This is a genomic window from Pseudomonas graminis (assembly GCF_013201545.1).
Taxonomy (GTDB): Bacteria; Pseudomonadota; Gammaproteobacteria; order Pseudomonadales; family Pseudomonadaceae; genus Aquipseudomonas.
On the sequence record NZ_CP053746.1, the window covers coordinates 2,453,048 to 2,467,653 of the forward strand.

Annotated in this window: 13 protein-coding genes; 10 read left to right on the plus strand and 3 right to left on the minus strand. The window is 58.3% G+C overall.

The genetic code is table 11. The features are described from left to right. The first annotated feature begins 3 nt into the window (after nt 1–3). Nucleotides 4–438 (plus strand): type II toxin-antitoxin system RatA family toxin, encoded by a 435-nt coding sequence (locus tag FX982_RS11080; protein ID WP_065987619.1) that lies wholly within the window; start codon nt 4–6, stop codon nt 436–438. Beyond that, nucleotides 431–751, plus strand: coding sequence for an RnfH family protein (locus FX982_RS11085; RefSeq protein ID WP_172610665.1), 321 nt, complete (start codon nt 431–433; stop codon nt 749–751). The genes FX982_RS11080 and FX982_RS11085 overlap by 8 nt, the downstream gene beginning before the upstream one ends. An 87-nt stretch (nt 752–838) precedes the next feature. Here FX982_RS11085 and FX982_RS11090 read toward each other — a convergent pair whose 3' ends face one another. Continuing rightward, complete coding sequence (locus FX982_RS11090; protein ID WP_122535412.1) at nt 839–1,363, minus strand: outer membrane protein assembly factor BamE; 525 nt, start codon at nt 1,361–1,363, stop codon at nt 839–841. 98 nt (nt 1,364–1,461) lie between these two features. Here FX982_RS11090 and fur point away from each other — a divergent pair, with 98 nt between their 5' ends. Beyond that, nucleotides 1,462–1,869 (plus strand): ferric iron uptake transcriptional regulator, encoded by a 408-nt coding sequence (gene fur / locus FX982_RS11095; RefSeq protein ID WP_065987616.1) that lies wholly within the window; start codon nt 1,462–1,464, stop codon nt 1,867–1,869. Nucleotides 1,870–1,977: 108 nt separating this feature from the next. On the opposite strand, the gene recN is transcribed toward fur, so the two are convergent. Further along, nucleotides 1,978–3,651 carry a DNA repair protein RecN gene (gene recN, locus FX982_RS11100; RefSeq protein WP_172610666.1) on the minus strand — a complete coding sequence of 558 codons (1,674 nt, stop codon included), beginning with the start codon at nt 3,649–3,651 and terminating at the stop codon, nt 1,978–1,980. Between the two features lie 277 nt (nt 3,652–3,928). Here recN and grpE point away from each other — a divergent pair, with 277 nt between their 5' ends. The 7 genes from grpE (at nt 3,929) to greA (ending at nt 14,041) form a co-directional block, all read left to right on the plus strand. After that, entirely contained in the window at nt 3,929–4,495 is a 567-nt protein-coding gene (gene grpE, locus FX982_RS11105; RefSeq protein ID WP_122535414.1) for a nucleotide exchange factor GrpE, read from the plus strand. Nucleotides 4,496–4,596: 101 nt separating this feature from the next. Continuing rightward, on the plus strand, nt 4,597–6,516 hold the full coding sequence (gene dnaK / locus FX982_RS11110) for a molecular chaperone DnaK (RefSeq protein ID WP_254074894.1): 1,920 nt from the start codon (nt 4,597–4,599) through the stop codon (nt 6,514–6,516). Between the two features lie 322 nt (nt 6,517–6,838). Beyond that, entirely contained in the window at nt 6,839–7,969 is a 1,131-nt protein-coding gene (dnaJ, locus tag FX982_RS11115) for a molecular chaperone DnaJ (protein WP_172610668.1), read from the plus strand. A 10-nt stretch (nt 7,970–7,979) separates the two neighbouring features. After that, on the plus strand, nt 7,980–8,786 hold the full coding sequence (dapB, locus tag FX982_RS11120; protein WP_172610669.1) for a 4-hydroxy-tetrahydrodipicolinate reductase: 807 nt from the start codon (nt 7,980–7,982) through the stop codon (nt 8,784–8,786). 301 nt (nt 8,787–9,087) lie between these two features. Continuing rightward, a complete protein-coding gene (gene carA / locus FX982_RS11125) occupies nt 9,088–10,224 on the plus strand; it encodes a glutamine-hydrolyzing carbamoyl-phosphate synthase small subunit (protein ID WP_172610670.1) in 1,137 nt (378 codons plus the stop codon). 122 nt (nt 10,225–10,346) lie between these two features. Continuing rightward, nucleotides 10,347–13,568 carry a carbamoyl-phosphate synthase large subunit gene (gene carB, locus FX982_RS11130; RefSeq protein WP_172610671.1) on the plus strand — a complete coding sequence of 1,074 codons (3,222 nt, stop codon included), beginning with the start codon at nt 10,347–10,349 and terminating at the stop codon, nt 13,566–13,568. Next, nucleotides 13,565–14,041: a transcription elongation factor GreA gene (greA, locus tag FX982_RS11135; RefSeq protein ID WP_122535420.1), complete on the plus strand. Its 477-nt coding sequence runs from the start codon at nt 13,565–13,567 to the stop codon at nt 14,039–14,041. Before carB ends, greA begins: the two co-directional genes overlap by 4 nt. A 179-nt stretch (nt 14,042–14,220) precedes the next feature. Here the strand turns inward: greA and FX982_RS11140 are convergent, their stop codons facing one another. Further along, on the minus strand, nt 14,221–14,529 hold the full coding sequence (locus FX982_RS11140; protein ID WP_074888472.1) for a YhbY family RNA-binding protein: 309 nt from the start codon (nt 14,527–14,529) through the stop codon (nt 14,221–14,223). Nucleotides 14,530–14,606: the final 77 nt, after the last annotated feature.

The window sequence follows — 14,606 nt, forward strand, 5'->3', positions numbered from 1 at the left end:
GACATGACTACGCATATTCAACGTTCCGCCCTTTTGCCATATCCCGCCCAGGCGCTGTACGACCTGGTCAATGACGTGAGTCGCTACTCCGAGTTCCTGCCCTGGTGTTCCGGCGCCAGTGTGCTGGAGCAGAGTGATACCTCAATGCGTGCCCGTGTCGAGATCGCCAAAGGCGGTTTGAGCCAGCACTTCGTCACGCGTAATACGCTGACGCCCGGGCAAACCATCGAGATGAATTTGGAGGAGGGGCCCTTCAGCCAGCTTCATGGTGTCTGGACTTTCAAGGCCCTGAATGAAAAGGCCTGCAAGATCAGCCTGGACTTGTCGTTCGACTATAGCGGCTCGATCGTACGCGCGACCTTGGGGCCGCTGTTCAATCAGGCCGCCAACACGTTGGTTGACGCGTTCTGCCAGCGAGCCAAAGAGCTGCATGGCTGAGCCGATGATTAGGGTCGAGGTGGTCTATGCCGCCGTCGACCGTCAGGCACTGCTTGCACTGGACGTGCCCCTCGGAACGTCGGTACGTGCCGCAGCCATCGCGTCGGGCATGGCCGAGCGCTTTCCTGAGCTGGATCTCGCACACTGCCCCTTGGGCATTTTCGGCAGGCTTATCGATGGGCCGGAGCAGCACGAATTGGAGGCCGGTGACAGGGTTGAGATTTATCGCCCGTTGCTGGCCGATCCGAAAGAGATACGCCGTCTGCGTGCTTTAAAAGCTGCGGCTTCAAGAAAGGCGCAAAAATCGATTTAATGTTCTCATCGGCTCGATTGAGAGACGTAAAAAAGCCCGGGATGTCCGGGCTTTTTTATGCGGCTGATTCCACAAGGAAACGGTGGCTCAACGCGGATTCGTATCCAATGGTTCCTGGGAAGGAATGGGCACGGTTTCGACTTTGTCGACGTCGTTCTGAATCTGCTCAAGCAACGAGCCAGGCTTCGGTGGCTCTTCCTTCGGCGGCTCTGTCCCTTGGTTTTCGGGGGTGACAGTTGTATCGCTGCCCTTGCCGAGAATGGCTTCGTCGCGGCTGACACCCGGCTTGAAGTCACCTGACAGACTCGCCAATTGGTCGTTGCCATTGAAGATAAGGCTCACGCGCTCCTGCTGGCGTTCTCCACCACCAGGCTGCAGGCTGTACAGATAGTCCCAGCGTTCAGGGTGGAAAGTGTCGGTCAACAAGGGGTTGCCCATGATAAACCTTACTTGCCGACGGGTCATTCCCGGGCGTAACTGGTCTATCATGTCCTGCGTGACGACATTGCCCTGTTGGATGTCGATTTTATAAACCCCGGGGAATGAACAACCGGCGAGTGCGAGCAGTCCCACAAAGGTGAAACTGGTTAGCAAGAGCTTGGTGTTTTGCATCGGTGGGCGACTTCCACTATCTTGGCTGGGACAACGTAAACCCCGATCATACCTGCATTAAGAGAAGCTGCGAAGCAGCGTCTGCGAGAAAGCTGACCATGGTTGAAAATAGCGAACTACGCAAAGCCGGACTAAAAGTGACCCTGCCGCGGGTCAAGATCCTTCAAATGCTCGATTCTGCGCAGCAGCGCCACATGAGCGCAGAGGACGTCTACAAGGCGCTGATGGAGGCCAACGAAGACGTCGGTCTGGCAACGGTTTACCGAGTTCTGACTCAGTTCGAAGCAGCCGGATTGGTGGTTCGCCACAACTTCGACGGCGGCCACGCGGTATTTGAACTGGCTGACGGAGGCCACCACGACCATATGGTCAACGTGGAATCCGGTGAGGTCATCGAGTTCTTCGACGAAGAGATCGAAAAACTGCAAAAAGCCATTGTGAGCAAGCACGGCTTCGAGCTGGTGGATCACAATCTGGTGCTCTACGTACGCAAGCAAAAGGTGTAAGCCTCTTGTGAAGTACGACAAAGGCGGCCTTCGGGTCGCCTTTGTTGTTTCTGCACTCCGTTATCGGCGGCTGGGATCGGTGTGGGCCGGGCCAGGCCGTGACGGTCATCACGACTTGGAGGTGACCACCATCTTCTTGGCGTGCGCGAGCGACTCCTTGGTCAGGTCTATCCCTCCCAGCATTCGCGCCACCTCTTCCACCCGTTCATTCTTGCTGAGCTTGGAAACCGCAGTGCGCGTGACGTCCGCGTCCCGGACCTTGTGCACAAGCAGGTGTTGATGCCCTTGAGCTGCGACTTGGGGCAAGTGAGTGACGGTCATGACCTGGCCGCGTTCGCCAAGGCGGCGCAGCAGCTGACCTACGATTTCAGCCGTAGGGCCACCGATACCGACGTCAACTTCGTCAAACACCAGCGTCGGAACCCGGGATGTCTGTGCGGTGATCACCTGAATCGCCAGACTGATCCGCGACAGCTCACCGCCCGACGCCACCTTCGCCAGCGCTTTGAGTGGCTGGCCCGGGTTGGCGCTGACCAGCAGTTCAACCTGCTCCAGCCCGTTGGGTGACAGCTCTCTGTCTACGTTCTCGCGCAGCTCGATATTGAAACGGCCGCCCGGCATGCCGAGCCGCTGAATTTCGTGCTCGACCTTGTGGGCCAGTTCCGGCGCAGCACGGTGACGCAGGTCGCTCAGCTCGCGCGCCTTCTCTTGATAGTGCCGCGCGTAAGAGCCTACCTCGTGTTCCAGTCTCTCGATCGCTTCATCGTTGGCGTTAAGGGTTTCGATCTCGTCGAGCAACTTCTGATGCAGCGCTGCAACTTCGGTTGGCTGCACGCGGTGTTTGCGTGCCAGCGTGTAAATAGTGTCGAGGCGTTCTTCGATCTGCTGCAGGCGGGCAGGGTCGGCTTCGAAGCGATCAAGGAAGCGATTGATCTCGCCGACGGCTTCTTCAACCTGGATCTGCGCACTGGAGAGCAGATTGGTCGCTTCATTCAGCGCGTCGGGGGTGTTGTTCACGCTGCTCAGTCGGTTGAGGCTGGCGGTAAGGGCGTTCAGCGCATTGCCGGAATCGCTTTCACTGCACAGTTCGACCACTTGCCGGCAGATGCCCAACAGACTCTCGGCATTGGTCAGCGTGGTGTGTTCCTGCTCCAGCCGCTCGAGCTCGTTTTCGCCGAGACTCAGGCTCTCTAGCTCTTCAAGCTGGTAGCTCAGCAACTGATGCTTAGCACGCTGCTCGTCGCCAGAGTTGGAAAGACGCTCTAGCTCCTGACGGGTTTGCCGCCACCGCTGGGAAGCCAGTTGCACTTGGCGTGCGAGGTCGGTGGCGCCCGCATATTCGTCCAGCAGTCGCCGATGGGTGTCGGTCTTTAGCAGCGATTGATGCTCGTGCTGGCTGTGAATGTCGATGACCAGTTCGCCAAGCGCTTTCAGGTCGCCTTGGGGGCATGGTGTCCCATTGATATAGGCGCGTGAGCGGCCTTCGGCAGTAATGACGCGACGCAGAATGCAGGGGCCGTCGGTTTCGAGATCGCGCTCCTTCAGCCAGGCGCTTGCTTCTGGGATATCCGACACGTCGAAGGTCGCCAGTATGTCTGCCTTGTCGGCACCTGGCCTTACAACACCACTGTCGGCGCGATCGCCGAGCGTTAGCCCTAGCGCGTCGAGCATGATCGACTTGCCGGCCCCGGTTTCCCCGGTGATCACACTCATGCCGCGATCAAGTTCGAGATCGAGATGTTCAACGATGGCGTAATTATGTATGGACAGGTGGACCAGCATCAGAGCGGCTCCCAAACAATTTGTCTGGTTATTTATACAGTGTTTTGCTTTGGGCTGACAATGCCCGGCCTTAGCTCGATTTGATAGGTCATGGCAATTTTTTAGCATCAATCCTGAATTTCGCCAGCGCGCATGGCCGCCTATCTCATGTCAGCACATTTGTAGGGTTATTCGGCCGATCCTGCACCCAGGCCCCTTGAACACGGAAATTACGACCCCATATAGCCGGGCAGAGGCGTGAGTTGAGCTCACGGATGTAATTAGAAGGAGAGAATTTATGGCTGACGAACAGAACCCGGACATGCAGGCCCAGGATCAGGCTGCTGACACGGCGACTTCTCAAGATGATCTGGCAACCCGCGTGCAAGTGCTTGAAGAACAGCTGAAGGCGGCGCAGGACCAGTCTCTGCGTGTAGCTGCGGATCTGCAGAACGTCCGCCGCCGTGCTGAACAGGATGTAGAGAAGGCGCATAAGTTTGCGCTCGAAAAATTCGCCAGCGATCTGCTGCCGATCGTTGACAGCCTTGAGCGTGGCCTGGATTTGTCCAACCCGGATGACGAGAGCATCCGGCCCATGCGTGAAGGCATCGAGCTAACGCTGAAGATGTTCTACGACACGCTCAAGCGCTACCACCTGGAAGCCATTGATCCACACGGCCAGCCATTCAACGCCGAGCACCATCAGGCAATGGCGATGCAGGAAAGCGCTGACGTGGAGCCGAACAGCGTGCTCAAGGTTTTCCAGAAGGGTTATCAGCTCAATGGCCGTTTGCTTCGCCCGGCCATGGTCGTGGTCAGCAAGGCGCCATCGCCTGTTTCGCCGTCTATTGACGAGCAGGCTTGAAATTAGCTGAGTGGCCCCCATTTACAGGCCAAGCGTTTAAGAATTACCGCAATTTGTAAATGCAGTTGCGGCAACCAAATTTAAGTTTCGGGAGATTCAACATGGGCAAGATTATCGGTATCGACCTGGGGACCACTAACTCCTGCGTCTCGGTTCTGGAAAACGGCGTCGCCAAGGTCATCGAGAACGCCGAAGGCGCTCGTACCACCCCTTCGATCATTGCGTATGCCAATGACGGCGAGATTCTTGTTGGTCAATCGGCCAAACGTCAGGCTGTTACCAACCCGCACAACACGCTGTATGCAGTGAAGCGCCTGATCGGCCGTAAGTTCGACGAAGAAGTCGTTCAGAAAGACATCAAGATGGTGCCGTACAAAATCGCCAAGGCTGACAACGGCGATGCGTGGGTAGAGGTCAACGGCAAGAAAATGTCCGCTCCTCAGATTTCGGCTGAAATTCTGAAGAAAATGAAGAAGACCGCTGAGGACTACCTCGGCGAGGCAGTGACGGAAGCGGTCATCACCGTTCCGGCTTACTTCAACGACAGCCAGCGTCAGGCCACCAAAGATGCCGGTCGTATTGCCGGTCTGGACGTCAAGCGCATCATCAACGAACCAACCGCAGCCGCACTGGCATACGGTATGGACAAAGCGAAGGGCGACCACACCGTCATCGTTTATGACCTGGGTGGCGGTACGTTCGACGTCTCCGTTATTGAAATCGCTGAAGTCGATGGCGAGCACCAGTTCGAAGTGTTGGCCACCAACGGCGACACCTTCCTGGGTGGTGAAGACTTCGACAACCGCCTGATCGATTACCTGGTCGACGAATTCAAGAAAGAATCCGGCATGAACCTGAAGGGTGATCCGCTGGCGATGCAGCGTCTTAAAGAAGCCGCCGAGAAAGCCAAGATCGAGCTGTCTTCGAGCAATTCGACCGACGTTAATCTGCCGTACATCACTGCAGACGCCACCGGTCCAAAGCACTTGAACGTGAAGATCTCCCGCGCCAAGCTGGAATCGCTGGTTGAAGATCTGGTGCAACGTACCATCGAGCCTTGCCGCATTGCGCTTAAAGACTCGGGTATCGAAATCAGCGCGATTAATGACGTGATCCTGGTCGGCGGCCAGACCCGCATGCCACTGGTTCAGCAGAAGGTCACCGAGTTCTTCGGTAAGGAAGCGCGTAAAGACGTTAACCCTGACGAAGCCGTTGCCATGGGCGCAGCGATCCAGGGTGCGGTACTGGCCGGCGACGTAAAAGACGTTCTGCTGCTGGACGTAAGCCCGCTGACGCTGGGTATCGAAACCATGGGCGGCGTGATGACGGCGCTGATCGAGAAAAACACCACGATTCCTACCAAGAAATCGCAAGTGTTCTCGACTGCCGACGACAACCAGAGCGCAGTGACTATTCACGTGCTGCAGGGCGAGCGTAAGCAGGCGACCCAGAACAAATCCCTGGGCAAGTTCGATCTGGCCGAGATTCCACCAGCACCGCGTGGCGTGCCTCAGATCGAAGTGACTTTCGACATCGACGCCAACGGCATTCTGCACGTCGGCGCGAAAGACAAGGCGACAGGCAAGACTCAGTCGATCGTGATCAAGGCCAACTCCGGTCTGTCTGATGAAGAAATCCAGCAGATGATTCGCGACGCTGAAGCGAACTCGGACGAAGACCGCAAGTTCGAAGAGCTGGCCTCTGCCCGCAACCAGGGCGATGCGCTGGTTCACTCGACTCGCAAAATGATCTCCGACGCTGGCGACAAAGTCACCGCTGAAGAAAAGACCGCTATCGAGGCCGCACTGGTTGCACTTGAAGCCGCTGTGAAAGGCGACGACAAGGCTGCCATCGATGCCAAGATCGAAGAGCTGTCGAAAGTCTCCGCCCCGGTCGCTCAGAAGATGTACGCCGAGCAAGCCGAAAAACCTGAAGGCGGTGCGCAGGCCGCTCAGGAAGAAAGCAAGCCGGCTGACGACGTGGTCGACGCTGAGTTTGAAGAAGTAAAAGACCACAAGTAAGCGCAGGCTCACTTGATCGCCGGTTGACTGCTTTCTAACAGTCGCTGGTAGGATGTCGCCGCGCGGGAGCTTGCTCCCGCGTTGGCGTGTCTGGAACACCCAAAATTTTCAAGCACGCGAAGCTGTATCGCGGGCTTTGTGGCAAAGCCGGATGCTCCTGCACTCCGGCTTGTTCTGCCGCTTTTCACGGTCGATCAAAGGCCGCTGAACCAAGACCAGGATCGTTTAATGACGTGAGTTGGGTCCGGGCCTGAAAGGGGCTCAACGAGTCCGGCAGGCTCAGGAGGGTCATGCCGGACGTCCTCAAGAGTGCGGAAAATTTATGTCAAAGCGTGATTATTACGAAGTATTGGGAGTGGAGCGTGGCTCCAGCGAAGCGGAACTGAAGAAGGCATATCGCCGTCTCGCAATGAAATTTCACCCCGACCGCAACCCGGGTGACAAGGCTTCGGAAGACGCCTTCAAAGAAGCCAACGAAGCGTACGAAGTGCTTTCCGATGCCAGCAAGCGCGCGGCCTATGACCAATACGGTCATGCCGGTGTGGATCAGGGCATGGGGGGTGGTGGTTTCGGCGGCGGTGGCGCCAACTTCTCTGACATCTTCGGCGATGTCTTCAGCGACTTCTTCGGTGGCGGCCGTGCTGGTGGCGGTGGTCGTGGCGGTGCCCAGCGTGGCAGCGACCTTCGCTACACCCTCGAATTGAATCTTGAAGAAGCCGTGCGTGGCACCACCGTCAGCATCCGTGTCCCGACACTGGTCAACTGCAAGCCGTGCGACGGCAGCGGCGCCAAAAAGGGCTCTTCCCCTGTGACCTGCCCGACATGCGGCGGCATTGGCCAGGTGCGTATGCAGCAGGGCTTCTTCTCTGTTCAACAGACCTGTCCGCGTTGCCACGGCAACGGCAAGATCATTTCCGACCCTTGCGACTCCTGCCATGGCGAAGGCCGTGTCGAAGAGTCGAAGACGCTGTCGGTCAAGGTGCCGCCAGGCGTCGATACCGGCGATCGTATTCGTCTGTCCGGCGAAGGTGAGGCGGGCACGCAGGGCGGCCCTACGGGCGACCTGTACGTTGTGATCAACGTGCGTGAACACGCCATCTTCCAGCGCGACGGCAAGCACCTGTACTGCGAAGTGCCGATCAGCTTCACCGACGCTGCGCTAGGTGGTGAGCTGGAAGTGCCGACGCTGGACGGTCGCGTCAAGCTGAAGATCCCGGAAGGCACGCAAACCGGTAAGCAGTTCCGTCTGCGCGGGAAAGGCGTTGCCCCTGTGCGTGGCGGTGGCGCGGGCGACTTGATGTGCCGTGTGGCGGTAGAGACCCCGGTCAATCTCGGCCGTCGTCAGCGCGAATTGCTCGAAGAGTTCCGCGCATCCCTCGAAGGCGACAGCTCTCATTCGCCTAAAGCCAGTGGCTGGTTTGAAGGTGTGAAGCGTTTCTTCGGCGATCTCTAAGGGGCAGGGCATGCGACGCATTGCTGTGATGGGCGCCGCCGGGCGCATGGGCAAGAACCTGATCGAGGCGGTGCAGGATCGTGCGCCGCTCACCGGACTGACAGCGGCAATCGTCCGTCCCGGCAGCACGATGATCGGTGCAGACGCCGGCGAACTCGCATCGCTGGGGCGTATCGGTGTTCAGTTGACCGGTAATCTGGAGCAGGTCATGGACGAGTTTGACGTCCTGATCGACTTCACATTGCCCGACGTCATGTTAAAAAACCTGGCGTTCTGCCGTAAGGCGGGTAAGTCGATGGTCATTGGTACCACCGGCTTGAGCGTCGAACAAAAGCATCTGCTGGTGGAAGCGAGTCGGGATATTCCTGTCGTCTTCGCATCCAATTTCAGTGTGGGAGTGAATCTGTCGTTCAAGCTGCTGGATCTGGCGGCGCGAGTGATGGGTGAAGATGCAGACATCGAGATCATCGAAGCTCATCACCGCAACAAGGTCGACGCGCCGTCGGGTACGGCGGTCAGCATGGGTGAGGTTGTTGCCAATGCCCTGGGGCGTGATTTGAGCAAGGTCGCCGTTTACGGTCGTGAGGGCTACACAGGTGTTCGTGAGCGGGAGACGATCGGCTTCGCCACGGTCCGTGGCGGTGACGTTGTGGGTGATCACACTGTGTTGTTCGCCGCCGAGGGTGAGCGTCTGGAGATTACGCACAAGGCTTCCAGTCGGATGACCTTTGCCAAGGGCGCAGTGCGTGCCGCGCTGTGGCTTGATGGCAAGGCGCCGGGTCTTTACGACATGCAGGACGTACTCGACCTGCGCTGAGTCTCCCGGCGCTCGAAATGTCACCAGTAACAATGCGGGCAGGAGAGAGGCTTTCCCTGTATCCTGCCCGCAGTTTCAAGCCATTACACACCCGCTACGCGATGTCCCGTCGCACTCCCCAGCCCTCACGGCAATTTTAGCGGTGGATTAAAAAGACCTCTTTCTGTAAGCTACAGCTTTAGTGTGTCCACTAAAAGCGCGCAGATAATTCTATGAAAAAAGCGGGGTGACGTGTCTATACGTCATTCCGCTTTTTTACAACCTGCGATCGCCCTTTCAGGCTTTATTACGGGAGGTCTTCTTGACTAAGCCAGCCATACTCGCCCTTGCTGATGGCAGCATTTTTCGCGGCGAAGCCATTGGTGCCGACGGTCAAACCGTTGGTGAAGTGGTGTTCAACACCGCAATGACCGGCTATCAGGAAATTCTTACCGATCCTTCCTATGCCCAGCAAATCGTCACCCTGACTTACCCGCACATCGGCAACACCGGCACCACGCCGGAAGATGCCGAGTCCGACCGCGTCTGGGCGGCGGGTCTGGTGATTCGCGACCTGCCACTGGTTGCGAGCAACTGGCGTAACAAGATGCCCCTGGATGAGTATCTGAAAGCCAATAAAACCGTTGCGATTGCGGGCATCGACACGCGCCGTCTGACGCGCATCCTTCGTGAGAAGGGCGCTCAAAATGGCTGCATCATGGCTGGCGACAGCATTTCCGAAGAGGCAGCCATCGCGGCAGCACGAGGTTTCCCAGGTCTGAAGGGCATGGACCTCGCCAAGGAAGTCAGCACCAAAGACACCTACGAGTGGCGCTCCACGGTCTGGAACCTGCAGTCCGACAGCAGCCCCGAGGTCGCCGCAGCCGACTTGAAGTACCACGTGGTCGCCTGGGACTACGGCGTCAAGCTGAACATCCTGCGCATGCTGGTAGAGCGCGGTTGCCGTGTAACGGTCGTACCGGCGCAAACCCCGGCCAGCGAAGTGCTTGCGCTCAAGCCGGACGGCATTTTCCTGTCTAACGGCCCTGGCGATCCGGAACCCTGCGACTATGCCATTCAAGCGATCAAGGATGTGCTGGAGACCGACATTCCGGTGTTCGGTATCTGCCTGGGTCACCAACTGCTGGCGCTCGCCTCCGGCGCTCGGACCATCAAGATGGATCTGGGCCACCACGGCGCCAACCACCCTGTTCAGGACCTCGACACAGGCGTGGTCATGATCACCAGCCAGAACCATGGTTTTGCGGTGGACGAAGCGACCTTGCCGAGCAACGTTCGCGCGATTCACAAGTCGCTGTTTGATGGCAGCCTGCAGGGCATTGAGCGCACCGACAAGGACGCGTTCAGCTTCCAGGGTCACCCTGAAGCGAGCCCGGGCCCGACTGACGTCGCGCCGCTGTTCGATCGCTTCATCACAGCCATGGACAAACGCCGCTGAGGCTGCCTTGCGACTGTAGCGAGCAGGTGACCGCGGCAGACCGGACCCGATCCGGCAGCCCGCCCGGCACCTGAGATGTTCAAGACGGCTTGCCGACTGACACAGGATTCGAGTGACAACCCATGCCAAAACGTACAGACATTAAAAGCATCCTGATTCTTGGCGCTGGCCCGATCGTGATCGGCCAGGCCTGCGAATTCGACTACTCCGGCGCCCAGGCCTGCAAGGCCCTGCGCGAAGAGGGTTACCGCGTCATTCTGGTCAACTCGAACCCGGCCACCATCATGACCGACCCGGCCATGGCGGATGCGACCTACATCGAGCCGATTAAATGGGCGACCGTCGCCAAGATCATCGAAAAAGAACGCCCCGATGCGCTGCTGCCAACCATGGGCGGCCAGACCGCACTGAACTGCGCACTGGATCTGGAGCGCGAAGGCGTTCTGGAGAAGTTCGGCGTTGAAATGATCGGCGCCAATGCCGACACCATCGACAAGGCTGAAGACCGCTCGCGTTTCGACAAAGCCATGAAATCCATCGGGCTGGCGTGCCCGCGTTCCGGTATCGCCCACAGCATGGAAGAGGCCAATGCGGTCCTCGAAAAGCTGGGTTTCCCGTGCATCATTCGTCCGTCCTTCACCATGGGCGGCACCGGTGGCGGCATCGCGTACAACCGTGAAGAGTTCGAAGAAATCTGCGCCCGCGGTCTCGACCTGTCGCCGACTAAGGAGCTGCTGATCGACGAGTCGCTGATCGGCTGGAAAGAATACGAAATGGAAGTTGTCCGCGACAAAAAGGACAACTGCATCATCGTCTGCTCCATCGAAAACTTCGATCCGATGGGCGTCCACACTGGCGACTCCATCACCGTTGCGCCAGCACAGACGCTGACCGACAAGGAATACCAGATTCTGCGTAACGCCTCGCTGGCGGTCCTGCGCGAGATCGGCGTCGAAACAGGCGGCTCCAACGTTCAGTTCGGTATCTGCCCTGACACCGGCCGCATGGTTGTGATCGAGATGAACCCACGGGTTTCTCGTTCTTCTGCACTGGCTTCCAAGGCTACCGGCTTCCCGATCGCCCGAGTGGCAGCCAAGCTGGCTGTCGGCTACACGCTGGACGAGTTGCAGAACGAAATCACCGGCGGCAAGACCCCGGCGTCGTTCGAGCCGTCGATCGACTACGTCGTCACCAAGCTGCCGCGCTTTGCGTTCGAGAAGTTCGCGAAAGCTGACGCGCGTCTGACCACTCAAATGAAATCGGTCGGCGAAGTCATGGCCATCGGCCGCACGTTCCAGGAATCCCTGCAGAAAGCCCTGCGCGGCCTTGAAGTGGGCGTCAGCGGTCTCGATCCGAAGCTGGACCTGAGCAATCCGGAAAGCATGAGCATTCTCAAGCGCGAACTGACGGTTCCGGGTGCCGAGCGCATCTGGTACGTAGCCGACGCTTTCCGTGCCGGCATGACGGTTGAACAGATTTTCGGCATGAACATGATTGACCCCTGGTTCCTGGTGCAGATCGAAGACCTGATCAAGGACGAGGAGAAGGTCAAGACTCTCGGTCTGTCGGCGATTGACCGCGACATTATGTATCGCCTCAAGCGCAAGGGCTTCTCGGACGCACGCCTGGCCAAGCTGCTGGGTGTGACCGAGAAAAACCTGCGCACGCACCGTCACAAGCTGGACGTGCTGCCGGTCTACAAGCGCGTTGATACCTGCGCCGCAGAGTTCGCCACCGACACTGCGTACATGTACTCCACGTACGAGGAAGAGTGCGAAGCCAGCCCGACGAATCGCGACAAGATCATGATTCTGGGTGGCGGTCCGAACCGCATTGGCCAGGGCATCGAGTTCGACTACTGCTGCGTGCACGCTGCGCTGGCGCTGCGGGAGGACGGGTACGAGACCATCATGGTCAACTGCAACCCGGAAACCGTATCGACCGACTACGACACCTCCGACCGGCTGTACTTCGAGCCAGTGACCCTGGAAGACGTGCTGGAAATCGTCCGCGTCGAGAAGCCGAAAGGCGTGATCGTTCAGTACGGCGGGCAGACCCCGTTGAAACTGGCTCGCGCGCTGGAGGCTGCAGGCGTGCCGATCATCGGCACCAGCCCGGACGCCATTGACCGTGCAGAAGACCGCGAGCGCTTCCAGCAAATGGTTGAGCGACTGAACCTGCGTCAACCGCCAAACGCTACGGTGCGCAGCGAAGACGAAGCGATTCGGGCCGCTGCGAAGATCGGCTACCCGCTGGTGGTGCGTCCGTCCTATGTACTGGGCGGCCGTGCGATGGAAATCGTCTACGAAGAAGACGAACTCAAGCGCTACTTGCGTGAAGCGGTTCAAGTGTCCAACGACAGCCCGGTGCTGCTTGATCACTTCCTCAACTGCGCGATCGAAATGGACGTTGATGCCGTCTGCGACGGTACCGACGTGGTGATCGGCGCAATCATGCAGCACATCGAACAGGCCGGCGTTCACTCCGGTGACTCGGCATGCTCGCTGCCTCCGTATTCGCTGCCGGCGCATATCCAGGACGAAATGCGTGAGCAGGTCAAGAAAATGGCCCTGGAGCTCGGCGTTGTCGGCCTGATGAACGTGCAACTGGCATTGCAGGGTGAAGATATCTACGTCATTGAAGTGAACCCGCGCGCCTCGCGTACTGTGCCGTTCGTTTCGAAGTGCATTGGTGTCTCGCTGGCGATGATTGCAGCTCGCGTCATGGCCGGTAAAACCCTGAAAGAACTCGGCTTCACCAAAGAAATCATTCCGAATTTCTACAGCGTGAAAGAGGCGGTGTTCCCGTTCGCCAAGTTCCCGGGCGTTGACCCGATCCTCGGCCCGGAGATGAAGTCGACCGGTGAAGTCATGGGTGTCGGTGACACCTTCGGAGAAGCCTTCGCCAAAGCCCAGATGGGCGCCAGTGAAGTGCTACCGACTGGCGGAACGGCGTTCATCAGCGTGCGTGATGACGACAAGCCCCTGGTGGCAGGTGTTGCACGCAGCTTGATCGAGCTGGGCTTCGACATCGTTGCAACCGCCGGCACTGCACGCCTGATTGAAGAGGCCGGTCTGAAAGTGCGCCGCGTCAACAAGGTGACCGAGGGCCGTCCACACGTGGTCGACATGATCAAGAATGACGAAGTCACGCTGATCATCAACACCACCGAAGGTCGTCAGTCGATCGCCGACTCCTACTCCATTCGCCGCAATGCCCTGCAGCACAAGATTTACTGCACCACGACCATTGCTGCGGGCGAGGCCATCTGTGAAGCGCTGAAGTTCGGTCCTGAAAAAACCGTGCGCCGCTTGCAGGATCTACACGCAGGACTCAAAGCATGATCAAGTATCCAATGACCGTTCAGGGCGCTCGCGCCCTGGAAGAAGAACACGCACACCTGACCAAGGTGGTTCGTCCCAAGCTCAGCCAGGACATCGGGACTGCGCGTGAGCTGGGCGATCTCAAGGAAAACGCCGAATACCACGCCGCTCGCGAACAACAGGGCATGGTCGAAGCGCGTATCCGCGACATCGAAGGCCGGATCCAGAATCAGGTGATCATCGACGTCACTACCATCCCTCACACTGGCAAGGTGATCTTCGGCACGACGGTCGAAATTGCCAACGTAGAGACGGACGAGCGCGTTACCTACCATATCGTGGGCGAGGACGAAGCTGACTTCAAACTGGGCAAGATTTCGGTAGGTTCGCCGCTTGCTCGCGCGTTGATTGGGAAAGAAGAGGGCGATGTCGTCGCTGTGAAAACACCTAGCGGTGTGATCGAGTACGAAATCGTGGAAGTGCGTCACGTTTGATGATCGACACCCGCATTGCGCGGGTGTTGATTCAGGCAGCCGGTTCGAAGGTCATTGGTTGATCTTTCGAGCCGGCAGTCGCAGCTCTGGTATGACCGGGTCTGCCGGGTCGGCGCTCATCTTTGCAGGTGGGCGCCGAATCGGAAGGCCAGCGATCATTGGTCGCTGACCTGACAAGATCAGTTGAAGCGGTGGACGTTGGACAGCTGCTTGTTGACCTTCGGGTTCTTGCGGTAGATCAGCGCCATTTTGCCGATGACCTGCACCAGATCGGCCTTGCCGACTTTGCACAATTCAGCGATGGCTGCCAGGCGGCTTTCGCGGTCGAGGATGTTGAGTTTGATCTTGATCAACTCGTGATCGCCCAGCGCGCGCTCCAGTTCGGCCAGCACACCCTCAGTCAGACCATTGTCCGCCACCATCAACACCGGTTTCAGATGGTGACCAATGGATTTGTATTGTTTCTTCTGCTCTTGAGTGAGCGGCATAATCTGACCTCTGCGTCTGATCTTGTAAAAAGCGGCGGCCAGTTTACCCGAGCGAGTCCGGGACCGCCCGGTTAATC